This is a genomic window from Arminella tubonensis, from assembly GCF_003240585.1.
In the GTDB taxonomy this organism is placed as follows: domain Bacteria; phylum Pseudomonadota; class Alphaproteobacteria; order Rhizobiales; family Rhizobiaceae; genus Rhizobium; species Rhizobium tubonense.
In genome coordinates, this window is record NZ_PCDP01000001.1 from 461,917 (window position 1) to 482,655 (window position 20,739).

Sequence of the window (20,739 nt, forward strand, 5' to 3'; positions counted from 1 at the left end):
GCGGTTAGCATGCGCATCCCAGCGGTTCAACATGACAAAAAAGCGCGTAGGCGTCACGCAGCCAGGTCGATCGCCATTTCCGCGGTGATCCGTTCCCAGGGTACCGAAATCAGTCCCCTGTCGTTGCGCTCGATCAGTCCCGTGACCATCAGCGCATGAACGTCGGCGTGCACCGCCCGGTAATCCCGCTTCAGCGATTGGGATAGATGGCGGATCGATGTGGGGCCTTCTTTTCGCAGCTGACGTAGAAGCTGCCACCGGTTTGCGGTCAAAACCGCAAGCAGCACTTCCATGTTTTCGAAAGCGATGATGCCGGCCTGCTCGGAAAAATCTCCCTCGTCGACCTTCCGCCCGGCAGCAGCAGCGCCTGCGAAGAAGTCGTCAATGCTTGCGACATGGAGCCTAACTTCCTTCATTGTCGATCTCCTGCCTTACGTCCCGTTCGAAATCCTTGATCAAGCGCTCGAGGGTGGTGAAGACATAAGTCTCTTCGACATCCCTGTAGTGCCTGTGGTCACCCTTGCCGGCCTCATTGTCATAAGCGACGATCCGTTCACCCGGTCGGCCGTAGAATAGCGAATACTTCAACCCGTGCGGCCGCTCGTCATCGAGCGACGGAAGTCGCCATACGCGAATCTGAACTATGGCGCCGCTGGCCAATAGATTTTTGCGGCTGATGATCAGCGTGGCAGGCGGCATCACATATGTTCTCTATAGCATATGTCGTCGACAACATCAAATTCCGGACAGGTCGTCAATGGCCAAACTCTCACACCATGTAGCCGATTGCCGCATAATAGGCCCGGGCGTTGGCGCCGACCAGGTCGGCGAGATTGCCTGGATTGACGATTGCCCGTGCGCCGACCCAATCCGCTGTCGTCCTGTTGAAATAGCCGGCGAGGTTCTTTCCCGTGAAGGCGCCGTCGATCATGCCGTCGAATAGAATTCTGATCGCGGTTTGATGCACGAGCGCGGTGTCGGGGCTCTTCGCGCAGCCGAATTTCGCGTAGTTGGCCTTGCCGGTGATCTGGACCAGGCCGCGGCCGCGATACAGCCAGCCGTCGCCGCTCGCTTCGTTGCCGTTGCCCATCCGGTTGGCATAGGCGCGGTTGGCAATTCGCTCCGGATGGTGGGCGTAGGCCCTGGCCTCGGCAATGCCGAAGTACTTCGGGAATGTCGCAAGCAGTCCCCTTTCGCTGTAGTTCAGGTTTTCGCAGACGGGCTGCAGTCCTGCACCCGCCTCCCGGTGCGCAGTTGCAAGGATGTAGGCAAGCCATCGATCGTCATCGGTCGCGTGGTTCCTTTCCCACTCATCCAGGATGACCCGGTGGCCGTCCATCTGCGATTGGTCGAGGCCATGCGGATAGAGCCGCTTACGCAGGTGTTCGAAGAAAAACGTGCGATCGATCTTGCTCATCCCATCCCTTTTCCCGCCTTTTCCACTTCTTGTCACGGCGGGCGGGCACGTTGGCGCGAGTGGTATCAATTTGGACTGGGAGCACAAAAACGTTGTCCACTGCATTCAATCGTTTAAAAAGAATTCAATCGTTTAAAGTGTATAAGGCCATGATTTACAATCGCTTTGCGATGTGGAACCATCCTTGTGTTCTCGACGTTGTGTGCCTCGTTGAACGAGAGAGGATTGAATGCAAAAGCAAGCGACTACCCAGACCACGATCCCGCAGCACGTTTTCGAGCGCCTTGAAAGCGAATGGCGCCAAATGCAAACCAACAGCGAACCTGCACCAAAGCCTGCACCCAAACCTTCTCACGGTTGACATGCATCAGGCTTGAAAGAAACGGTCAAATGCCGCGTACGCGCGGCTCTCCACCACCTTCCAGCATCAACGCCGTCAGCGCCCAGACCAGCGCATCGAGCCGGTCTGGCGACCGGCCTGAGGACAGGCCATCCGGGCCGAAGTCGCACATCTGATCCTCAAGTGCGGTAAATCTCCCGGCATGCGCGACTTTGCCCTGCTCGTAGAGGGCGGCAACGGGCTCGGCGCGCAGGAACTTGCCGCGCGTCGCCCTGACTGTCGAAACCGAAAGGTTGGCGTCTATGCTGCGAAGCATCGCCGTCACCATGTCGCCTCCCTGGTTGATCTCGGCGACGATGCGGTCGGCATCGAAGCGTCGATAGGCTTTGACGACTGCTGTAGCCCAGGTCGCGGGGCTGGCGCCTTCCACCGAGCAATCGGCCAGCACCACCGCGCGGCCGGAGCCATCGAGCTCGGCGACGACGATGCCGCAGCATGAGCCGCTGCCGGCCCCTGCCGGCGGATCGACCGCAACGACGATGCGCCGCAAGACGCCGGTGAAACGCAGCGTGACGGCGGCGATCGCATCGCGCTTCCAGAGCGCGTCCTCGCGGTCCTCGATCAGTTCGCCGTCGAGCTCCTGCCTGCCTAGCCGCGTGCCGCCATAGCGGACGGAAAGGGCATTGATGAAGCCGGGCGCCAGGTTTCCGGCATTCGACAGCGTGCTCAGCCGCGTCAGCCGGGTGCCGGGATCGGCCAGCAGATGCTTGACCAGCGGCACCGGCCGCGGCGTCGTCGTCACCAGCTGCCGAGGGAAGGCTCCGAGGCGCAGGCCGAACTGCAGCATGTCCCAGGTCTCCTGCCCGTATTTCCATTTCGCCAGCTCGTCGCACCAGGCATAGTGAAACTGCGGACCACGCAGGCTTTCGGGGTCTTCGGACGAAAATATCTGCGCCACAGCGCCGTTCGGCCAGACCAGCCGGCGGCGGGAAATCTCGAAATCCGGCCGGTGCTCGCGGGCGATCCTCGATATGCCCGACATGCCGTCGATCATCACCTCGCGGGCGTCGCCCAGCGTCTCCGCCACAAGCGCGATCCTGATGTTGGATCTTTCACCGGCACTGCCGAGCGCATGCACCCACTCGGCCCCCGCCCTCGTCTTTCCCGAACCTCGGCCGCCAAGAACCAGCCATGTATGCCAGTCGCCGGCGGGCGGCTTCTGGTCGGGACGGCCGATGATGTCCCAATCAGCCTGGAGTCCCTGAAAACGAGATATTGAAGTGATCTGGTCGATGATCGTGTCGTTCACGAGCGACGGGGCCGCGTCCGGACCCACGAAAGCCCCGACCTGAGCTTCCGCGCCACCTTCCGGCTTCACAGAATTTTCCGGGGCCTCGATCGTTGCAACAGGCGGATCTGCCATCGCCGACCGGAGCATTCGACCGGCCGCCGTCGCCGCCCTGATTGCCCGGAGCGCCGCATCGATTTCGATCATCCGCGCCTCGTATTTTGCCAAGCACTGCAACAGCCGCCGAAGGCTGGCCTCAGCCTTCCGGCTTTCGCTCACCGGGCGGGCCGGTGCCAACGGCGGTGCATGCTTCCAATTCGGCAGCTGCGCGGCTCCGCTCAGCAATGATGATCTCAGCGCGTTCATTGGCTTTCTGTTCGATGAGAGCGAGAAGCTTGCTCTTCGCCTCTTCATATCCCGGTCGATCGGCATTGCGTTCGGCCTCCAGGTCACGGTCTCGGGCAAGCTGGCGCTGCAGGCTGTCGACCTTTTCCAGCGTGCGGACGATTAGCGACATCGCATCGGTCGCGGCCTTGACGTCGGCACGAGCAAGTTTTGCCTCGGCGTCGTCGACCTCCCCGCCGGCCTTCGCTTCCGCGGCGGTGCGCAGCTTTCGGAAATAATCGAACTGGTCGCGCATCTCCTGCGTCATGTCGTTCATCAGCATCCGCAGCGCCTCCTGCGGCGCCTCGGCAGATTTGGTCTCCAGAAAAAGACCCTCCGCCTGCGCACGGCTCTCCTCCGCGCTCCATCCCGCCGTCACCTCGTGACGACCAGGCGGCGGCCACGATCCGAACAGCGCCGGATCGAATGTCTCGATATCGCTCATGAATACACCTTGATGAGTGGGTGAACTTAACCCTCCCCTTGAGGGGGAGGGTCGGAGCGTCCTTCGACAAGCTCAGGACTCCGGGGTGGGGTGACCGCCTCAGACACCCAAAGATCACCCCCACCCGCAGCTTCGCTGCGACCTCCCCCATCAAGGGGGAGGTGGAGGAGGCGACCGCACGTGCACGCCGGAGATAGATGAGCACCTCTGCCGGCGCCGCGGCCTCCCCCTTCTCCCCTCGGGGAGAAGTGCCGAGCAGAGCGAGGCGATGAGGGGGCGGTACGGGAGAGGATGCTTTGTTTAGGTTTGAATTTCAGGTCTATCGAGTCCTGCGGAAGCCCCCTCATCCGCCCTTCGGGCACCTTCTCCCCGAGGGGAGAAGGGGTTGCGGCGGCCTCGATTTCCAAAATTTTCTCGCGCTTCAGCCTCTCACCGCAAGAGGACGTGACTCCGGACCGAACAAGGTCCAACCCCTTCGCCCCGTAAAACGGGGAGAAGGTGGATTTGAGCGATTGCGCGAAGCGAAAGCGTGAAAGCCGGTTGAGGGGCAGCGCAGACGTCATCGAGAAGGAGGAGTGCGTGGACAGTTTCGCCCCTCACCCTAGCCCTCTCCCCGTAAGAACGGGGCGAGGGAACGACCCAGTCCTGCGCAAGGGCAGAAGATTTTCGCAACTCTTCGACTATGCCTGAACCCTACCGAAACACCGTCACGTAGTCAAGGACTATTTTCCTATCCCCCAAATATTCCGTTCGGATTAGTACAATCATGCCTCCCTGCCCTATGCGCAATCAATACGTATGATTGTGGTGCGAATTACCTATCGCTAATATGCGCTGGATTTCAAATCCCAATGGAGACGTCGATGCGGTCGGGTTATTCGGTTTCTGCTGCCTTGCTGTTTGCCTGCCTCTGTCTCAGCGCGACGACGGCGCAGGGGGCGGATGGGGCGACGGTTGCTCGCGGCAAATATCTTGTTCAGTTCGGTGGCTGCAGCGATTGTCATACGCCGGGATATTTCCTCGGGAAGGTCGACATGAGCCGTTATCTCGGCGGTTCCGATGTCGGCTTTCGCATTCCTCCCGGCACATTCGTCGGGCCGAACCTGACACCCGACAAGGAGACCGGGCTCGGGAAATGGTCTGTCGAGGACATCGTCAAGGCGCTTCGCACCGGGGTTACGCCTGAGGGTCGGGTGCTGGCCGAGATCATGCCCTGGAAGGATTTTGCGCATCTGACGATCGCTGATTCCCGCTCCATCGCGCTCTATCTCAAATCCTTGCCGCCGATCAGCAACAAAGTCCCTGAACCCCTCGGACCCAAGGAGAAACCGACCTTTCCTGTGCTGGCGGTGGTCGCGCCTTGAACACCGAGAGCATCCTTGTTCTTCAGGCGAAAACAGAGGCGCAGCTCAGCGACGTCCGGGCGCTGATGCGCGCCTTCGTCGCCTGGCATCGCGAACGGCATGTGGATGATATCGCCCTTATCGACCGCTATTTCGACGAGGATGAATTTGCCGCGGAGCTTGCCTCCCTGCCGGGAAAATACGCACCCCCGAAAGGCAGCCTGCTGATCGCCTATGACAAGGGGAAGCCGGCCGGATGCGTGGCGCTTCGCGATCTTGGCGAGCGAGTTTGCGAGATGAAGCGGATGTTCGTGCCCGTCGAATTCCGTGGGCTCGGCGTCGGGCGGGCATTGGCCGGGGAGATCATCGCGGACGCAAAGGCGGCGGGATATACGGCGATGCGCCTCGATACGAGCAAGCGCCAGAACGAGGCGATGCGGCTCTACGAGAGCTTTGGTTTCACCCGCATCGAGCCCTACTACGAACTCCCCGACGACATGCGGGACTGGCTCGTGTTCTTCGAGCGAGAGCTTTGAAAAATGGAGACTATTTTCCTATTTTGCGCGACTACAGCTCCGACCAGGGATAGGCTATACTGGTTTTATGACCGAAGAGGAGCTTGTCGTCTTTGCGCTCGGCTTGCCGGAAGCGACTGAGAACGCGCATTTCGGGACGCGAGATTTTCGCGTGCGCGGCAAGATTTTCCTGACGTTGCCGGCCGGAGATTACTGCGTGGTGATGCTGAAACCTGACCAGCAGCAGATGGCGCTCGCAACCACCCCTGACGTCGTCGCTGTCGTGCCGGGCGGCTGGGGCGAACGCGGAGCCACCCGCCTTTACCACGCGATGGCGGAGGATGCGACGACCCGGGCGCTAGTGCAGCAGGCCTGGAAGAACGCGGCGCCGAAGGCGATGACGGCGAAGGAGGACTAGCCCCTGAAAGGCCGTGGCCACGTCAGCGTTTGCGTTCCTCGTGTTCATCGTCCCGTTCCGCGTCCCCGACCGTCAGCGGCCAGTCGACGACATAGTCTTCCAGCTTGTCGGGATCGATGTCTTCCTCGTTGATCGAGCGGCCCCTTGCCGAGATGCCGGCCGCGTGCACCGTCTCGGGATCGCCCGAGATCAGCGGGTGCCACCAGTTGAGGTCGCGGCCTTCGTTGACGAGCCTGTAGCCGCAGGTCGGCGGCAGCCATTCGATCTCAGGGACGTTTTCCGGGGTCAGCTGAACGCAGTCCGGCACGAAATCCCAGCGGTTCGGATAGCTGGTGCACTGACAGGTCTCGCCGTCCATCAGCTTGCAGCGGACCTCGGTGAAATAGATGTCGCCGCTGTCCCATTCCTCGATCTTGTTGAGACAACAGAGGCCGCAGCCGTCGCAGAGGCTTTCCCATTCGCTGGATGTCATCTCGGCAAGCGATTTCCGCTTCCAGAAGGGTATGTCGTCCATGTCAGGCTTTCCTTGCCGGCCCCGTCCTTCGAGGCAATTCTGCGAATTGCACCTCAGGATGAGGGCTGGCCCTTTGCGGCGGCATGCAATTCTCTTGTTCTTTTTCTCAAATCAACCAATTATTCAACCGAACACGCTTATGGATCGTTCGTGACCGGCCGGATCGGTCTCCCTCGGTGACAGTTCGCAGCGGTTTTCGGCTAGTGGCGCCGATATAGTCAATTTCGGGCGGGAATTCGAGACGTGGATCCATCAAATCCAGAAGGCCAGCCACCGGAGCGACCGCGCAGGAAACGCCATCTGCTGCTGCGGATCGATTCGCTTATCGATTCGACCATCTGGAATGCCGGTTTCCGCGCTGCCGAAATCTGGGAAGACATTACCATCTTTTTCCGCCGCTTCCGCGTCCGCGGCTGGAAGAGGATCGTCTTCGAACTGGCCGGCGAAGGCATGACGCTCGGCGTCGCCGCCTCGGTCGTCCTGCTTGCGCTCGCCATGCCTGCCTTCGAGTCTACCGAAGGAGATTGGCGTAATCGCGGCAACTTCGCCGTCACCTTCCTCGACCGCTACGGCAACGTCATCGGCCATCGCGGCATCATCCACGAAAACTCGGTTCCCGTCGACGAACTGCCCGATTATTTCGTCAAGGCGGTGCTGGCGACCGAGGACCGGCGGTTTTTCGACCATTTCGGCATCGACGTCTTCGGCCTGTTCCGCGCGCTGACCGTCAATGCCCAGGCCGGCGGCGTGGTCCAGGGCGGCTCGACGCTGACACAGCAGCTGGCCAAGAACGTGTTCCTCACCAACGAGCGCTCCATCGAGCGCAAGATCAAGGAAGCGTTCCTGGCGATCTGGCTGGAAGCCAACCTTTCGAAGAAGGAAATTCTCAGCCTCTACCTCGACCGGACCTATATGGGCGGCGGCACTTTTGGCGCGGCGGCGGCGGCGCAATATTATTTCGGCAAGAGCATCACGGACGTCAACCTGGCGGAGGCCGCCATGCTCGCCGGCCTGTTCAAGGCGCCGACGAAATATGCCCCGAGCGTCAATCTTCCCGCGGCCCGGGCGCGCGCCAACGATGTGCTGAGCAACCTCGTCCAGAGCGGTTTCATGACCGAGGGCCAGGTGATTGCCGCCCGGCGAAGCCCTGCCAGCGTCGTCGACCGCGCCCAGGTCGAATCTCCCGATTTCTTCCTCGACTGGGCCTTCGACGAGGTGCAGCGCCTGTCGCCCCGCTTCTCGCAGCGTTCGCTGATCGTGCATACGACGATCGACATGAGCCTGCAGAAGGCGGCGGAGGATTCGATCGAGTCCAGCCTGCTCGAATATGGCGAGCACTACAACGCCAAGCAGGGTGCCTCTGTCATGATCGAGAACGGCGGCGCGGTGCGCGCCATGGTCGGCGGCCGGGACTATGGCGAAAGCCAGTTCAACCGCGCTACCAAGGCGCTTCGCCAGCCGGGCTCGTCCTTCAAGATCTACACCTATTCGGTCGCCATGGAGAGCGGCATGACGCCGACGACGACCATCGTCGACGCGCCGATCACCTGGGGCAACTGGAGCCCGCATAACTATGAAAACCGCTATGAAGGCAAGATCACCCTGACGACGGCGATCGCCAAGTCGATCAACACGGTGCCGGTGCGGCTTGCCAAGGAGAAATTCGGCATCCAGCCGATCCGCGACATGGCGAAGGCGCTTGGCGTCGAAACGCCGATCCGTAACGACAAGACCATCCCGATCGGCACCTCCGAAGTCACCGTTCTCGACCAGGCGACGGCCTATGCGGTATTCCCCGCCGATGGCCTGCAATCACGGCGGCACGGAATCTCTCAGATTTCCGGCTACGACGGCAAGGTGCTCTACGATTTCGACCGGGACGAACCGCCGGCCAAGCGCGTGCTCAGCGAACAGGCCGCGTCATACATGAACCAGATGCTGACCCAGATCCCGATCATCGGCACCGGCCGCAAGGCAGCACTCGACAACGGCATCGTCGTCGGCGGCAAGACCGGCACGACGCAGGCCTATCGCGACGCTTGGTTCATCGGCTTTACCGGCAACTACACCTGCGCCGTCTGGTTCGGCAATGACGACTATACCTCGACCAACAACATGACCGGCGGCACGCTTCCGGCCATGACCTTCAAGAAGATCATGGACTATGCCCACCAGGGCATCGTGCTGAAGCCGATCCCGGGCATCCAGGACCCCTTCCCGGTGCAAAAGCCGCAAACGGTCGCCGCCAAGAAGCCGCCTGCCGACACCGACGCCGCAACCACCCTGCCGCCACCCATCCGCCCACGCTCGCTGTCCCAGGATTCAACCAGGATCCTGCACGACATCGGCAGCAGGCTGAAGGCTGCAGCACCGCCGGTGCCGGAGAAGGTGGCGAGCGCGGGGTGAGCGGAAGGTTCAGGCTGCTCGCGGCTCGATCTTCGATAATTCGGGCATGATAGCCCGCCGCCGCTCCATCAGGTCATAATCCGCCTGCAGCCCGAGGAAAAAGCCCTCCGACATGCCGAAGTAGCGTGCCAGCCTCAAGTCGGTGTCTGCGGTCACATTTCGCTTGCCCAGCACGATCTCGTTGATCCGCCTTGGAGGAACGTTGATTGCTCGAGCCAAACCGTTCTGGCTCAACTCCATGGGCTTCAGGAACTCTTCCAGAAGAATTTCGCCGGGGTGCGGGTTAGCCAGCCAATCCGCGTCAGCGGTGGTAATCGATGATTTCAACATTTCGCGGGCCTCCTTCGCTCCAAACAAAACAAATGCGCCATTGATCGTTGATCCTGATGGAATGCTGCCCTTCCAGATTGCCTTTCAAGGCCTCAAGCCGGTTTCCCGGCGGGACCCTGAGGTCGGTGAGCGAACGCGCCTGATTGAGCAAACGGAGCTTTCTCAGAGCCGCATCTTGAATCTCCGGCGGAAATTTGCGGCTCCGCTGACCCGTCCAAATCCGTTCTGTTTCGGCATTTCCAAAGTTTTGGATCATGGTTGATCATAACGTGTGGCGTTACATAACGCAAGGCGTTATAGCCTCAAACATCCACTGCCCTTCCCTCCCCCCTCAGAATCACAGATAACCTCATGATTGAATTGTCACGAGGAAGCCAAGGTGTTTCGGGTTCCCCTTCTGGTCGCGCTTTCGCTGATCATCGCCTTTGGCGGCGGTATCCTGTTCACGCTTTATGCGCTGAATGCGACCGCGGGCTTTGGTGCGATCAAGCTTGGGGCGTGGGAGGCCTTTCCCAGCCTGCATACGGTCGAGGCCGACCCCTATGCGAAATCGCACCGGGCCCGTGCCGGCCGGCTGCTCTATGGGACGGCAGAGGGTCTGTCGTTTGCGGCGATCGATGACGACAACAACAACAGGCTCGTGGCCGGATGCAGCTACCGGATCAGCGGCCAGACGCCTGCGGCCCGTCTCTGGACCTTGTTTACCGCCGGTGACGACGGCGAGCCTTTGCCGCCGATCGAGGGCCGACCGTCGGCGCTGAATTCCTGGACGGTGCTGCGCAATCCGGATTCCAGCTTCGTCATTTCGATCTCGCAGGATGCCAAGTCGGGCAACTGGCTGGCGCTGCCGCCCTCGGGCCGCTTCCGGCTGGTGCTGACCCTGCTCGACACACCGGCGGCCGGCAATTCCGGGCTGATCGACCTGTCGATGCCGAAGCTTGAAAAGACCGGGTGCGGTCATGCTTAGGATCGTCTTTGCCGTCCTCACCGGCCTCTTCGGGGCGGCCCTGCTACATCTCGTCATCATCCTGTCACTGCCGCACTACAGCGATCGCGATGCCTATACCCGTGTCGAGGACGAGGGCGAGGAGAACCATTTCTACATGCTTGACGACAAGGACGACGATGCGGGCCTTTCGAATGGCGACCCCTACATCAGGACGGCGGTCTGCGCCTTCGACATCAGCGACGAGCCGATCCGGCTGGCTGCAAACGGAAAGGTGCCGTTCTGGTCGCTTTCAGTTTATGACAAGGCATCTAACGAGGTCTTCAGCATGAGCGACCGAACCTCTGTCGGGGGGATACTCGACGTGCTGGTCGCGTCCCCGATCCAGCTTACCGGCATTCGCAAGGCGCTGCCGGCGACCCTTGCCCAATCCATCCTCGTCGAAATGCCGAGGGACGAGGGCTACGTGGTGCTGAGGACGATGGCGCCGCAGCGGAGCTTCGACGATGCCGCGCGCGGCTTCCTGTCACAAGCGGGTTGCGAGGCGTTCGAGGCTCAGTGACTGCCGGCCAGCGTCAAGCGGACGGGCGTCAATTATTTGGTCTTCGCGCGCTTGGCGCCGGATCGCGGACGCGGCGTGACGAATTCAAGGCGTTCATAGCGAACGCCGGTAAACAGCAGGATTTTTGCTTCCATCGGTTCCTTGGCGATAGGGCGCGGCGTCCGCGGTCGCCTGTCTCCAAGGGATATTACATTGGCCATTCTCGTCTCCATTTGCAGCTCGAGACGGATGAACTTGCGACTGATTTCACCCTGCCCGACTTACGTGCGGGCCGGCGCTCCCCTGGGATCGTGTCCTTTCGGACACCAGGCCATGGGCATTCGCGCCTTTCTCACGGCATTTTCACTCACGCTTAAAATACCGTGACATGAACACCTGATTTCGGCATTCACGCGAACATCTTACGACCAAATCTAGTAATCGCGCTGTTCTCACCCGAATTGAGACATAGGACAGTTAACAGAGTACTAATTTGAACCTCACGACGCAGAACACGAATGACGTCCCTACCCTAAACGCAATCGACGCCGATTTGGTTTCATGGAAAGTCCAAGATTCTGCGAATCGCACGATCCGTTAAAATATCGTAAAATCATAATGTTAGATAAAACGTCGGCGCAAGTAACCGATATCCTGCAAAAGATGTACGTGTTGCATAAAAACGTCACGCAAATATTATTTGCGAGGGGCAAAAAACGGCGTATGTTGTCCCGCGTCGGCTAAAAAGCAAGGCGGTGGCCGACGATTACCATATATGCGCTTGCCGCAGGACGGAGGGCGGATGATGTCTTTAATGGTGAATTCTTCCTTTTCCCCAGACGATGTGGACGTCCTACGCGGCGCCCTCGACAACTGGTGCGTGGAAAAACGGCTGAATATCAAGAGCGCCGAAGCTCAATTCGCTGCGTCGGCCGCAATCGACCTTTTTCAATCGGGTCACAATACCAGCGAGAAGTTGCTGGCTGCGTTGCGGGAGCATCGAGCACTATAGTTTCAGCTGGCGCAGCGGTGGCGATGCGCCGTTCGGAGATGAGACCAGATCAGATGTGCGCTCCGCCTTTGCGGGGCATTTTTCGTTCCGAAGCTTCACAAAATCGCGCAGCGCCTGCCCTCCCCAGATAGAACACGCCCAGATTGCGCAGGTCGAATGCCGCCTCGAAACAGTCGGCGCTCCGTCAACGCGGCTGCCGGGCGCATCCCGGTGTGCCGGACGTGCCTGGGCGCGTCGTCGCCACGCAAGCTAAGCGGGCAATTTTTATTCGGATTTTAATAAAGTTTTCACGAGCTGTTAACCCTGCCCGCCTTACTCTTTCGATCAAGCCAGATCTGGAACGATCGCCTACGCGCCGGCTCTTCTATCTGTTTCTCGCCCGTCCGAAGGATCTTTTCGAGGCGCGGGGAGCAGGCTGGAAGCGGCGCCTCGCCTTCATGCGTTCTCGGGTTCGGTCCCTGTCTTTGTTCTGCGTATTTGTATGGGTGTTGGCGTGCGCGACCGGTTTCGAGACCTTGAAGGACCGCTGACTGTCCGAAAGAAGGATGTGGTACTGATGGCGACGGTCAGCAGCTTCGAGTGCATGCCCCACCCGGCGAAATCGGCGTTGCGGCAGTTCGCAGAGCTCTTCACCCCCCTCTTCCAGGCCTCGTCAGATGAAGCCAAACGTCAGGCCGTGGCCGCCCTCTCGCAGTGCCCGAACGTACCGCCGGCGGTGGCACTGTTCATCGGCTCCCAGCCGATTGCCATCGCGGCGCCTTTCCTCGCCAGTTCGCAGATCATCGACGACGACACCCTGATCACCATTGCCAGAACACAAGGGGCTGCCCACGCGAGGGCAATCGTCCGCCGCGAGCAGCTGTCGCCCAAGGTGATCGACGCGCTGGTCAGTCTTCGGCAGGCCGAGCCCGGTCGCGGTGGCTGGGCCACGGAGGGGGCCATCGAACAGGCGCCGCTCCCACAAGTTTACGACGCACATCCCTCGCCTGCCGACGACGTGCAGTCGACGTTGCTCGCTCGCGAAGAGGCCTTGCGCCGTGAAATCAAGCAGATAGCCCGACACCTCAGCGATGGCGCCAACGATCGCCTGGGACTGCGGACCTTGTCCGATGTGCAGGAGGCGCTGCTCGTGCGCTTTGCCCGGGAGCGCGAGGCGGCTCATTTCGCCACCACGCTTGCCGACGCGCTATCGGCCTCCTGCTGGCTTGCCGAGCGGATATTGCTCGATCTCTCGGGGCAACAGCTGGCCGTGACACTGACCAGTCTCGGCATGGGTCTTGCCGACGCCGTCTTCGTCCTCGAACGCTTCTATCCACACCTCTCCGACATGCATGGCAGCGTCAGCCGTGCCTGGCTTGTGCTTGACGACGCCGATCCTGAAGACTGCGAAAGACGCGTCGAGGCATGGCGCCGGGCGGACCGCTATACCTACCTGCCGGAGGAACGGTCGACCCCGCTGCCATCTCGGCCGGCCGTATCGCAATTCACCCGCCAAGTCGCCCCCAGCCGCGACCTCCGCACCGTCGCCCGCGCTTTTGGCGGTTCGCGGTAAGACGCGACAATCATCTTCGCCGCGGCCAGAAGCTGCCAATTCCGCCTGCATGCGGGGAGAGGTTGCGCGCCATTGGCGTGCAAGTGTTTCTCCCTCAGGTAGCAATTTTGTCTTGATATGAATCTTCTTGGAGATAGGTTGCAAGTCTGCGGACGATGCCACCGATTTGGCTGTTGCCCTACACCTTCGCTCTCGAGCCTCTTAAATCTCTCCAGGATTCTTTTGATTACTTTCTCACCTACGCGTGGCTTGATTTTGATGTGCAATTTCGACATGGCAACCGTGCCTCCTGAAATGAGGAAAATTCGGCGTGTCGTGGTCGTTTCTCCGAAATCATATAACAAGCGCAAGAGTATGTCGGTGCCGGGGAAGTGCATTGTCGTGCCTTTTTCAGCGTCACAACCGCGAACCCAACTGGCATCACACGTTGCGATTGCCGACAAGTCATATGACAGCCTCACCAAACAGGTTTGGGCAATCTGCGAAATGGTGACTCATGTTTCTCACGCCCGGCTTGACCGCGTGGCTTCTGGACGAAAATTCCTGAGCGAATCTATGAATGCCAACGACCTTGCGCGGATAGAAGACGCATTGCGACATTCGCTTGGCCTTTGATGACACTTGACCGATAACGCAACAGCGACCATATATAGACCACTTCCCGAAAGGGGCTTGCGGGCCTGGCCGAAGCGAAAGCTTCAGTCAGGCCTAAATATTTTTGGGCCTTTCGTTGATGCGATTTGCTTCTGCGTGCGGACACTGGCCCAGCATTACCGCAGCTTTTCACAACGGGTTTTCCCGAACATCCGCCATCGGGACGATATCGGCGATATCGTCTGTCTCGAGCTCGACAACCCAGAGGTCGGAATCGAACTTGATTTCGCGGTCGAGCATTTGTCGAACCATCTCGGGGGTTTCGCGGTCGAGGCGGGTTTCGAAGAGACGTCCGATGGTCTCGTCTTCATCGAAGAAGCTTTGCGGCGCCGGGGCATAGAGCGTTTCCAGCCCGTCGCGAAATCGTTGCCTTATGAAAATGGCGCCGGCAGCCTCCGCTCCCTTGCGCTCGACGGCGGCAAAGTCGCCGCGGCCAAAAAGTCGGCGGATCAGGGCTGAAACGAAGATGTCGCTGCGCAATCTCATGGTCGAGCTATAGCGACGGCAGGCGGTCCAGGCAATGCGACCTGAGGGAACGCGTCAGAGAGCGCCGATATCCCGAAGCTTCTTCAGCACGGCTGCATCAGGTTCGCCGGTTTCGGGCAGGCGGTAGTGCTTCTGGAAATGCAGTATCGCCGTTCGGGTCGTCTCGCCGGCAACACCGTCAACGCTGACGTCACTATAGGCGATGTTGCTGAGGCCCTTCTGGATCTGCATCACCATGTTCACGCTGTTAACGGCGGGGCTAGTGGCCGCGTTTGCCGCTGGGGCCTTCGGCGCATTCGAAGCAGTCCTGACATCCTTTTCCGAGCTTCGGATGGCGGCAGCGACCGGGTCGACCGCAGCGGCCTTCGAGGTCAGGTCCGCGGCCGGGCGTTCGATGGGGACGGCAGCGCTGCCTGAGGAATTGGTCTTGAGTGCGGCCAGCAGTTCCGGGCTCGGCTCTCCGGTCTGCTGCATGCCGACCGATTCCTGGAAGAACAGAATGGCCGAGGTGGTGCGCGGCCCGATGACGCCGTCGGCAGCGCCGTTGTAGAGGCCGCGGCGAACCAGTTCGCTCTGCACCTCGGCTACCAGCTTGACGGTCTGGGGAGAGGCCGGTGGCGGTGTCGCGGCATTTGCCACAGATGTCGAAGCCGATTTGGCTGCTGCCGCGTCCGGCCGTTCGATGCGAAACGTCGTGGTGTTGGAGGCGTCCTGCTGGTTTCGGAGCGAAGACTTGTGGCCGGCAAGCGCCGTCGACGCGGGATCGCGCGTGCGGAAGAAGGGCGACGGATGTACGCCTGGCTGATACCAGAGCGCATTGGCGGCAACGAAGCTGAAGATCACGACAAAGGCCATGGCGCCGCCGGCAACCGACGGATTGCGGGCGATGACGGCCCCGAGCACGCCGGCACCCCGCAGGCCGACGTTGCCAAGCGCGCCGGCGCCACGCAAGCCGAGCGTTCCCACCGCGACCGCGCCTCGGGAGGCGAGGCCGACGTGACGGCGCTTTGCCTTTCCCTTAGGCGATTTTCGCTTCCGCGCGGCCATTCCCCTCTTCCTCTATTTTCCTCGTGACGTTCTCCACGACATGCCTCAGACGCGGTGGGAAATCCACCGTCTTGTGTTTATCGAGCTCAGCATCCCCAGTCATGGCCCCAGTCACGGCGCCTGTTCCGTCGAGCGGGACCAGGATGGTGATCGCAGTGCCTTCACCGGGGTTGCTCGTAATAGCGAAAGTTCCACCGTGCAGGGCGACGAGGCCCTTGACGAGCGAAAGGCCAAGCCCGGTTCCCTCATAGCGGCGAGTATATTCATTGTGGATCTGGACGAAAGGTTGGCCGAGCGATGCCAGCCTGTCTGCCGCGATGCCGATGCCGGTGTCGCTGACCGACAGCTTCAACATGCCTTCGGCCACCGCGGCGTCGACGCTGATGGCGCCGCCGGGATCGGTGAACTTGATGGCATTGCCGACGAGATTGATGAGGATCTGCTGAATGGCACGCTGGTCGGCGACGACGTCGCCCAGGCCCCGCTGGACGCGGCTCGTCAGCGTCAGTCCCTTGTTCTTTGCCTGCAGCGCCAGCATTGCCTCGCAGGCCTTGACGGAGCCCGAGATGTCGAAAGGCTCGAGGATCAGTTCGTAGCGGCCGGCCTCGATCTTGCTCATGTCGAGCATGGTGTTGACGACCGACAGGAGATGGCCGCCGGACTGGCGGATCAGCCCGACATATTCGCGCTGGCGATCGTTTGCCAGCTGGCCGAAATATTCGCCGGCCAGGATGTCGGAGAAGCCGAGGATGGCGTTGAGCGGGGTGCGCAGTTCATGGCTGACGGCCGCGAGAAACCGCGACTTGGCGTCGTTGGCCGATTCGGCCTCGGCAGCCTTGCGGGCCGCTTCGTCACGCAGCTCCTGCTCGTGACCGATGTTGCGCGACTGGGTGACGACGTTGACAAACGCGCCATCGGCGTCGCGCCGGGCGGTCATATCCATGCGGATATGGGTAAACTGATCGCCATCATGGGCGACCGTCTGTCGGTCGAGCCTGAGATCGATCGACATGGTCTCCCGACCCTGGCGCAGCCCGTCCAGCGCCTGAAGGAACAGGATGCGATCGGAAACGTGTATCTGGTCCAGGAAGCCGCGCCCGTGCGGACGGCGCATCCAGGCGAGGAAGTCGCTGCGGTCGCGGCCGCCCGTGACGGTGACGTTGCCCTGCGGATCGAAGATGAGCACGAGACCGGCTGCGGCCTCCAGCATCAGTTCCTCGCGCGGCGAAGTGTCTTCCACGTTCTCGGGAAGAAGCTTCTGGCGCGACATGGCGATGCTGCCGACGGCGGAAAACAGAAAGGCGGCGCAGACGGTGGCAACGCCGGCCGGAAGCGCCACGGCGGGGCTGGTGATGAGGGAAAGTGCTGCAGGGACAACAAGCAGAGCAGCCGACGACAACAGCACGAGCCGGCGCAGAATTGCCAGCTCCTGCTCGCGGACCTGCCCGTTCCCGCTTGTCCGGGACAGCCAGCTTGCGCCCGCCCGGTCCACGAGGGCGATAGCCCTGCCAGTCATTTTACTCAATACGCGCACACCAAAGCCCACCAAACCGGTACTACAACCGTACCGCACAATAGGCTTTGGCGACTTAAGGAAAGGATAAAGCAAAGGTGGCGGCCGAGGCCGAAAAACCCCGAAAATCCCGTTTTGGCGCAGACGGAGGCAGCTTTGGCTTTTGTGGTTAATGGGGGGTAAGCGATGGATTTCGCTCATATTTCGGTGCTATGTTAACCTTTGCTTGTGCACCCGGGCGGCCAAGCCTTGGCATTTCAGGCAGATCGGCCGGGACATGCTTAACGGCAATCGCTACAATTTGAGCGAAATGCCGATAAAATCCGGATCATTCGAATTTGAACTAAATTTGCCAAAAATGCCGTGGAGTTTCGAAAAGCGATATTTGCATCTGCCGTCTAGGGTTCGATCAACGCCGGACAACCCGGCACTGATCGGCGACAAGACCGAACGACAGACAGGATGGGCAAGACGATGTGGTTTCTGATCAAGACGGCCTTCTGGTTCTCGCTGGTGCTGGTGCTTCTGCCAGTCTTCAGTTCGCAGAGCACGTCGCGCCTTCAGGGCGAACCGAAAGTCCAGGTTTCCGATGCCTTCGGGGCGGCGACCGGCGCCTTCCAGTATGTCAGCGCGCTCTGCAGCGAAAAGCCCGACGTCTGCGTCAAGGGCGGCGAGACCTTCACCGCACTCGGCTACAGGGCCCGTGAAGGCGCCCTCGTCGCCTATCAGTTCCTCGACAGCCAGTTCAGCGGCAACAAGGCTGACGACAAGGGTGCCATTCCGGCCGACACCATCAAGAATGCCGACGCTGCGATCGGCAAAGCCGGCCAGGCCGCCTTGAGCAAAATCGTGGCGGCGGCTGCCATGCAGCCGATGCCGGCAAAGCCCGCCGCCGACAATGATGCTGCCGATGCAGTGGTCACCGGCACGGTTGCGACCCACGGCTTCATCCCGGTGCCGCAACGCAAGCCCGCCATCTGAAACGCTTTCAATCCATTCCGTGAAGTGCCGATATCTTCGGCACCTCCGATGCCTGCCCGGAGCGCTCCTGCAACTTCGCCCGACCGCTCCGGTATGTGACGTGCCTGCCCTGTAAAATTTCCAGCATCTGCTGCGCCGTGAGGAAGCCCATCCCTCACGGCGTTCTTTTTTGTGCCGGGTTCAAGCTGCGAGAGCCATTGCCTGGGGTTCCCACCCGCCGGCATTTCGGGCAAAGACCATCGTATCGGCGCGCGGAGCGTCCGTTTCAGCCAATCCACGTACGGTCGTCAGCCAATGACTAAGCACGGCATTACCCTCGGGCTGGGCCACAGGGGACGCAAGGAAGAGCGCGCGGATCGCGATATCAGCCGTTCCCGGCAGGCGAACCTTGCCTTTTTCCCACCGGGCGACCGTCTGGTCTTCCACGCGCAACAACCTCGCGAGTTCGAGCTGGGTCAGGTCCATCAGGCCGCGGAGGAAACGCAATTCTTTTGGCGCGAAAAATTTCTGGTGGGTGACCAGATCGAGGCCGATGGACTTCCAGAGATCGTCGATCTTTTCCACGCTGACGTAATCTTCGTCATCCATTCGCTCGATGACAAAGCCGTTGAGGAGGAAGACGTTATCCAGCCCGCATTCCGTATAATGATAGGGCTTCCGGCTATGCTCGCCCATGACACCGCGATCCGCGATGATGCTCTGTCCCATCAGTCTTCCCACTCCACCGTCTTGACGAAGAGGCCGCTTGAGTCGATCACAATCGTCACGACACCGACCTCCCTGCTGCCCTTGATCTGCTTGGCCATTTTGACCTTCCATTCGCCCGCATTCCTGCCGGCTTCGATTTCACCTTTGATATAGCCCGATCGCAAAACCTCGAACATCATCCGGTCTGTGATGCCACGCCAATCCATGCGGCTTTCGGCATGCGTACTATAGCTTCCAGTTCGCCAGCGGACATTTCGGGAATCCTGCGCGAGCGATCGGATGATCTTCTCCAGATCGGAAATTCGAGGCTTCGCAGGGTTCAAAATGAGGACCGATTTAAAATTGCATGAATATTCGACCTATCATATTGATAGGCATATTGCCTGTCAATATGATAGGTCTCCTATTCATTGCTCGACAGGGCCCCACTCCGAGAATGATCCAAACTGCAACTGCGCAAATATCGATCGCGACGCGGTTCAAATTTCGCCGGCTTTAGCCTATATGCTGAGCCAAGAGATATTGGACCGGTGTCATGAACAGCCTCGAACACATCATTGACGACTTCGCCTTCCTGGACGACTGGGATGATCGCTATCGTTATGTGATCGAGCTCGGCAAGGCGCTGCCGGATCTGGCCGAGGACAAGAAGACGCTCGGGAACAAGGTGATGGGCTGCGCCAGCCAGGTCTGGCTTGTCACACACACATCAGGCGATCCGGCCGATCCCCTGATGACTTTCGAAGGCGACAGCGACGCGCATATCGTCCGCGGCCTCGTCGCCATCGTGCTTGCCACCTATTCCGGCAAAAGAGCTTCCGAGATCGCCAATCTCGACGCCCTGGACGTCTTCAACAAGATCGGCCTCGTCGAGCACCTCTCCGCCCAGCGCGCCAACGGTCTGCGTTCGATGATCAAGCGGATCCGCGAAGAGGCACGGGTGCGGGTTGCCGCCTGAAGGATCGCTCCTAGCAGGCGCCAACCCGCCCGGCAGGTGCGTCAGGGCGTCTTGGAAGCGAGCGCGACCTCGCCCGTCTCGATCAGCGACTTGAGGTTGGAGAGGATGCGCGGCCAGCCTCCAGATACGGCGCCGATCAATTTCGATCCCTCCTGCTCCATCGAGTGCGTAACGGTGAGCTTTGTGGCTCCGCCCTCCGGCTCGATCTCGAAAACGCACTGCGAATAGCCTTCCGCCTTCAGCTCCGGCTTCCACTCGTTCTGCCATTTGAGAACGAGGCGTTTCGGCGGCTCCATCTCGAGGATCTCACCCGCGTCGGTCACTCGCCCGTCGGCATGGATCATTGCCCATGACGAGCCGACCTTCCAATCGGTGCCGAAGTGGGCGCCGAAACAGTATTTCTTCATAAACTCCGGGCTCGTCAGCGCCGACCAGAGGTCCTTCGGCGAGGTGCGGATGAAGGTGACGTAGACGAAAGTACTTCCAGCCATGATTCACTCCCTTTAAAAGCCGCCTCCGATCGCTTCTTGTCGATAGGAAGCGTGCGTCCCGACGGGACGCGTTTCGATATCCTGCGGTCGTAATACCTATTCGCTGTCGTTGTCCCTGCCCCCGGCCTCCAGCTCCTTCTTGAGGCCGGCCAGGGCGCTGAGACGCGTGCGTTCGAACTTGCCGATCCAGCGCTCGGCGATCTCGTTGATCGGCACCGCGTTGATGAAATGCAGCTTCTCCCGGCCCTGGCGCTTCCACGACACGAGATTGGCGTCCGTCAGGATCGCCAGATGCTTTGCCACCGCCTGTCGCGTCATATCGAGGCCGTGACACAGTTCCCCGAGCGTCTGGCCGCTCTTCTCATGGAGCCGGTCCAGCAAAAGCCGGCGGCTCCCGTCCGCCAAGGCTCGAAAAACGGCATCGTCATCATTCATTTTATTACGGAACCA

At 60.5% G+C, this 20,739-nt stretch carries 27 protein-coding genes; 11 read left to right on the plus strand and 16 right to left on the minus strand.

Translation table 11 applies throughout. From position 1 onward, the window contains the following. Window positions 1-53: 53 nt before the first annotated feature. The 5 genes from CPY51_RS02345 to CPY51_RS02365 all read right to left on the minus strand — a co-directional run bounded on the left by CPY51_RS02345 (window position 54) and on the right by CPY51_RS02365 (window position 3,874). The gene (locus CPY51_RS02345) at window positions 54-416 is read right to left on the minus strand and encodes an HVO_A0114 family putative DNA-binding protein (RefSeq protein ID WP_111158422.1); all 363 of its coding nucleotides are present in this window, start codon (window positions 414-416) and stop codon (window positions 54-56) included. Continuing rightward, a complete protein-coding gene (locus CPY51_RS02350) occupies window positions 403-699 on the minus strand; it encodes a toxin-antitoxin system TumE family protein (RefSeq protein WP_111158423.1) in 297 nt (98 codons plus the stop codon). Before CPY51_RS02350 ends, CPY51_RS02345 begins: the two co-directional genes overlap by 14 nt. 70 nt (window positions 700-769) lie before the next feature. Then, a complete protein-coding gene (locus CPY51_RS02355; RefSeq protein ID WP_244598387.1) occupies window positions 770-1,417 on the minus strand; it encodes a hypothetical protein in 648 nt (215 codons plus the stop codon). 386 nt (window positions 1,418-1,803) lie between these two features. Then, on the minus strand, window positions 1,804-3,252 hold the full coding sequence (locus CPY51_RS02360; protein ID WP_244598388.1) for a DNA-packaging protein: 1,449 nt from the start codon (window positions 3,250-3,252) through the stop codon (window positions 1,804-1,806). A gap of 49 nt (window positions 3,253-3,301) precedes the next feature. Beyond that, the gene (locus CPY51_RS02365; RefSeq protein WP_111158424.1) at window positions 3,302-3,874 is read right to left on the minus strand and encodes a hypothetical protein; all 573 of its coding nucleotides are present in this window, start codon (window positions 3,872-3,874) and stop codon (window positions 3,302-3,304) included. 863 nt (window positions 3,875-4,737) lie between these two features. On the opposite strand from CPY51_RS02365, the gene CPY51_RS02370 reads away from it, so the two are divergent. The 3 genes from CPY51_RS02370 to CPY51_RS02380 all read left to right on the plus strand — a co-directional run bounded on the left by CPY51_RS02370 (window position 4,738) and on the right by CPY51_RS02380 (window position 6,150). Then, window positions 4,738-5,238, plus strand: a complete 501-nt coding sequence (locus CPY51_RS02370; protein ID WP_244598389.1) for a c-type cytochrome — start codon at window positions 4,738-4,740, stop codon at window positions 5,236-5,238. Further along, the gene (locus tag CPY51_RS02375; RefSeq protein ID WP_111158425.1) at window positions 5,235-5,753 is read left to right on the plus strand and encodes a GNAT family N-acetyltransferase; all 519 of its coding nucleotides are present in this window, start codon (window positions 5,235-5,237) and stop codon (window positions 5,751-5,753) included. Before CPY51_RS02370 ends, CPY51_RS02375 begins: the two co-directional genes overlap by 4 nt. Before the next feature lie 67 nt (window positions 5,754-5,820). Continuing rightward, window positions 5,821-6,150 (plus strand): MmcQ/YjbR family DNA-binding protein, encoded by a 330-nt coding sequence (locus tag CPY51_RS02380; RefSeq protein WP_111158426.1) that lies wholly within the window; start codon window positions 5,821-5,823, stop codon window positions 6,148-6,150. Window positions 6,151-6,172: 22 nt separating this feature from the next. On the opposite strand, the gene CPY51_RS02385 is transcribed toward CPY51_RS02380, so the two are convergent. After that, window positions 6,173-6,664 carry a YcgN family cysteine cluster protein gene (locus CPY51_RS02385; RefSeq protein ID WP_111158427.1) on the minus strand — a complete coding sequence of 164 codons (492 nt, stop codon included), beginning with the start codon at window positions 6,662-6,664 and terminating at the stop codon, window positions 6,173-6,175. Between the two features lie 243 nt (window positions 6,665-6,907). Here CPY51_RS02385 and CPY51_RS02390 point away from each other — a divergent pair, with 243 nt between their 5' ends. Further along, window positions 6,908-9,070, plus strand: coding sequence for a transglycosylase domain-containing protein (locus tag CPY51_RS02390; protein WP_244598390.1), 2,163 nt, complete (start codon window positions 6,908-6,910; stop codon window positions 9,068-9,070). Between the two features lie 9 nt (window positions 9,071-9,079). Here CPY51_RS02390 and CPY51_RS02395 read toward each other — a convergent pair whose 3' ends face one another. Together CPY51_RS02395 and CPY51_RS02400 are read right to left on the minus strand one after the other, a co-directional pair. Further along, window positions 9,080-9,400, minus strand: coding sequence for a HigA family addiction module antitoxin (locus tag CPY51_RS02395; protein WP_111158429.1), 321 nt, complete (start codon window positions 9,398-9,400; stop codon window positions 9,080-9,082). After that, the gene (locus CPY51_RS02400; protein ID WP_111158430.1) at window positions 9,372-9,656 is read right to left on the minus strand and encodes a type II toxin-antitoxin system RelE/ParE family toxin; all 285 of its coding nucleotides are present in this window, start codon (window positions 9,654-9,656) and stop codon (window positions 9,372-9,374) included. Before CPY51_RS02400 ends, CPY51_RS02395 begins: the two co-directional genes overlap by 29 nt. A 123-nt stretch (window positions 9,657-9,779) precedes the next feature. Between CPY51_RS02400 and CPY51_RS02405 the strand changes: the two genes are divergently transcribed. Further along, entirely contained in the window at window positions 9,780-10,367 is a 588-nt protein-coding gene (locus CPY51_RS02405) for a DUF1214 domain-containing protein (RefSeq protein ID WP_111158431.1), read from the plus strand. Beyond that, entirely contained in the window at window positions 10,360-10,908 is a 549-nt protein-coding gene (locus tag CPY51_RS02410; protein ID WP_111158432.1) for a DUF1254 domain-containing protein, read from the plus strand. Before CPY51_RS02405 ends, CPY51_RS02410 begins: the two co-directional genes overlap by 8 nt. Window positions 10,909-10,940: 32 nt before the next feature. Here the strand turns inward: CPY51_RS02410 and CPY51_RS32670 are convergent, their stop codons facing one another. After that, on the minus strand, window positions 10,941-11,108 hold the full coding sequence (locus CPY51_RS32670) for a hypothetical protein (RefSeq protein ID WP_195909392.1): 168 nt from the start codon (window positions 11,106-11,108) through the stop codon (window positions 10,941-10,943). Window positions 11,109-11,692: 584 nt separating this feature from the next. Here CPY51_RS32670 and CPY51_RS33045 point away from each other — a divergent pair. The 3 genes from CPY51_RS33045 (at window position 11,693) to CPY51_RS02425 (ending at window position 14,066) form a co-directional block, all read left to right on the plus strand. Next, entirely contained in the window at window positions 11,693-11,899 is a 207-nt protein-coding gene (locus CPY51_RS33045) for a hypothetical protein (protein WP_111158642.1), read from the plus strand. Window positions 11,900-12,392: 493 nt separating this feature from the next. Beyond that, window positions 12,393-13,451, plus strand: coding sequence for a DUF2336 domain-containing protein (locus tag CPY51_RS02420; protein ID WP_195909393.1), 1,059 nt, complete (start codon window positions 12,393-12,395; stop codon window positions 13,449-13,451). Window positions 13,452-13,568: 117 nt separating this feature from the next. Next, complete coding sequence (locus CPY51_RS02425; protein WP_111158434.1) at window positions 13,569-14,066, plus strand: type II toxin-antitoxin system PemK/MazF family toxin; 498 nt, start codon at window positions 13,569-13,571, stop codon at window positions 14,064-14,066. Between the two features lie 168 nt (window positions 14,067-14,234). Here CPY51_RS02425 and CPY51_RS02430 read toward each other — a convergent pair whose 3' ends face one another. The 3 genes from CPY51_RS02430 to CPY51_RS02440 are packed head-to-tail and all read right to left on the minus strand — an operon-like array spanning window position 14,235 to window position 17,154. After that, window positions 14,235-14,591 carry a DUF1491 family protein gene (locus CPY51_RS02430; RefSeq protein WP_111158435.1) on the minus strand — a complete coding sequence of 119 codons (357 nt, stop codon included), beginning with the start codon at window positions 14,589-14,591 and terminating at the stop codon, window positions 14,235-14,237. 54 nt (window positions 14,592-14,645) lie between these two features. After that, window positions 14,646-15,638 (minus strand): peptidoglycan-binding domain-containing protein, encoded by a 993-nt coding sequence (locus tag CPY51_RS02435; protein ID WP_111158436.1) that lies wholly within the window; start codon window positions 15,636-15,638, stop codon window positions 14,646-14,648. Continuing rightward, the gene (locus tag CPY51_RS02440; RefSeq protein WP_195909401.1) at window positions 15,610-17,154 is read right to left on the minus strand and encodes a sensor histidine kinase; all 1,545 of its coding nucleotides are present in this window, start codon (window positions 17,152-17,154) and stop codon (window positions 15,610-15,612) included. Before CPY51_RS02440 ends, CPY51_RS02435 begins: the two co-directional genes overlap by 29 nt. 471 nt (window positions 17,155-17,625) lie before the next feature. Between CPY51_RS02440 and CPY51_RS02445 the strand changes: the two genes are divergently transcribed. Then, the gene (locus CPY51_RS02445; protein WP_111158643.1) at window positions 17,626-18,132 is read left to right on the plus strand and encodes a DUF5330 domain-containing protein; all 507 of its coding nucleotides are present in this window, start codon (window positions 17,626-17,628) and stop codon (window positions 18,130-18,132) included. A 180-nt stretch (window positions 18,133-18,312) separates the two neighbouring features. Here the strand turns inward: CPY51_RS02445 and CPY51_RS02450 are convergent, their stop codons facing one another. Continuing rightward, window positions 18,313-18,840: a helix-turn-helix domain-containing protein gene (locus tag CPY51_RS02450; protein WP_111158438.1), complete on the minus strand. Its 528-nt coding sequence runs from the start codon at window positions 18,838-18,840 to the stop codon at window positions 18,313-18,315. Then, a complete protein-coding gene (locus tag CPY51_RS32180; RefSeq protein ID WP_146260063.1) occupies window positions 18,840-19,046 on the minus strand; it encodes a hypothetical protein in 207 nt (68 codons plus the stop codon). Before CPY51_RS32180 ends, CPY51_RS02450 begins: the two co-directional genes overlap by 1 nt. A 329-nt stretch (window positions 19,047-19,375) precedes the next feature. Between CPY51_RS32180 and CPY51_RS02460 the strand changes: the two genes are divergently transcribed. Further along, the gene (locus CPY51_RS02460) at window positions 19,376-19,798 is read left to right on the plus strand and encodes a SufE family protein (protein WP_111158440.1); all 423 of its coding nucleotides are present in this window, start codon (window positions 19,376-19,378) and stop codon (window positions 19,796-19,798) included. Window positions 19,799-19,839: 41 nt separating this feature from the next. On the opposite strand, the gene CPY51_RS02465 is transcribed toward CPY51_RS02460, so the two are convergent. Both CPY51_RS02465 and CPY51_RS02470 read right to left on the minus strand, forming a co-directional pair. After that, window positions 19,840-20,289, minus strand: a complete 450-nt coding sequence (locus tag CPY51_RS02465; RefSeq protein ID WP_111158441.1) for an SRPBCC family protein — start codon at window positions 20,287-20,289, stop codon at window positions 19,840-19,842. A 96-nt stretch (window positions 20,290-20,385) separates the two neighbouring features. Beyond that, entirely contained in the window at window positions 20,386-20,724 is a 339-nt protein-coding gene (locus CPY51_RS02470; protein WP_111158442.1) for an ArsR/SmtB family transcription factor, read from the minus strand. Between the last annotated feature and the right edge of the window lie 15 nt (window positions 20,725-20,739).

Coding starts and splice junctions, on each gene's coding strand:
- CPY51_RS02345 (WP_111158422.1), bottom strand. CDS start 416: ATGAAGGAAGTTAGGCTCCATGTCGCAAGCATTGACGACTTCTTCGCA.
- CPY51_RS02450 (WP_111158438.1), bottom strand. CDS start 18,840: ATGGGACAGAGCATCATCGCGGATCGCGGTGTCATGGGCGAGCATAGC.
- CPY51_RS02435 (WP_111158436.1), bottom strand. CDS start 15,638: ATGGCCGCGCGGAAGCGAAAATCGCCTAAGGGAAAGGCAAAGCGCCGT.
- CPY51_RS02440 (WP_195909401.1), bottom strand. CDS start 17,154: ATGACTGGCAGGGCTATCGCCCTCGTGGACCGGGCGGGCGCAAGCTGG.
- CPY51_RS32670 (WP_195909392.1), bottom strand. CDS start 11,108: ATGGCCAATGTAATATCCCTTGGAGACAGGCGACCGCGGACGCCGCGC.
- CPY51_RS32180 (WP_146260063.1), bottom strand. CDS start 19,046: ATGGATTGGCGTGGCATCACAGACCGGATGATGTTCGAGGTTTTGCGA.
- CPY51_RS02460 (WP_111158440.1), top strand. CDS start 19,376: ATGAACAGCCTCGAACACATCATTGACGACTTCGCCTTCCTGGACGAC.
- CPY51_RS02365 (WP_111158424.1), bottom strand. CDS start 3,874: ATGAGCGATATCGAGACATTCGATCCGGCGCTGTTCGGATCGTGGCCG.
- CPY51_RS02430 (WP_111158435.1), bottom strand. CDS start 14,591: ATGAGATTGCGCAGCGACATCTTCGTTTCAGCCCTGATCCGCCGACTT.
- CPY51_RS33045 (WP_111158642.1), top strand. CDS start 11,693: ATGTCTTTAATGGTGAATTCTTCCTTTTCCCCAGACGATGTGGACGTC.
- CPY51_RS02445 (WP_111158643.1), top strand. CDS start 17,626: ATGTGGTTTCTGATCAAGACGGCCTTCTGGTTCTCGCTGGTGCTGGTG.
- CPY51_RS02385 (WP_111158427.1), bottom strand. CDS start 6,664: ATGGACGACATACCCTTCTGGAAGCGGAAATCGCTTGCCGAGATGACA.
- CPY51_RS02355 (WP_244598387.1), bottom strand. CDS start 1,417: ATGAGCAAGATCGATCGCACGTTTTTCTTCGAACACCTGCGTAAGCGG.
- CPY51_RS02395 (WP_111158429.1), bottom strand. CDS start 9,400: ATGTTGAAATCATCGATTACCACCGCTGACGCGGATTGGCTGGCTAAC.
- CPY51_RS02400 (WP_111158430.1), bottom strand. CDS start 9,656: ATGATCCAAAACTTTGGAAATGCCGAAACAGAACGGATTTGGACGGGT.
- CPY51_RS02465 (WP_111158441.1), bottom strand. CDS start 20,289: ATGGCTGGAAGTACTTTCGTCTACGTCACCTTCATCCGCACCTCGCCG.
- CPY51_RS02370 (WP_244598389.1), top strand. CDS start 4,738: ATGCGGTCGGGTTATTCGGTTTCTGCTGCCTTGCTGTTTGCCTGCCTC.
- CPY51_RS02410 (WP_111158432.1), top strand. CDS start 10,360: ATGCTTAGGATCGTCTTTGCCGTCCTCACCGGCCTCTTCGGGGCGGCC.
- CPY51_RS02470 (WP_111158442.1), bottom strand. CDS start 20,724: ATGAATGATGACGATGCCGTTTTTCGAGCCTTGGCGGACGGGAGCCGC.
- CPY51_RS02360 (WP_244598388.1), bottom strand. CDS start 3,252: ATGATCGAAATCGATGCGGCGCTCCGGGCAATCAGGGCGGCGACGGCG.
- CPY51_RS02425 (WP_111158434.1), top strand. CDS start 13,569: ATGAATCTTCTTGGAGATAGGTTGCAAGTCTGCGGACGATGCCACCGA.
- CPY51_RS02380 (WP_111158426.1), top strand. CDS start 5,821: ATGACCGAAGAGGAGCTTGTCGTCTTTGCGCTCGGCTTGCCGGAAGCG.
- CPY51_RS02350 (WP_111158423.1), bottom strand. CDS start 699: ATGCCGCCTGCCACGCTGATCATCAGCCGCAAAAATCTATTGGCCAGC.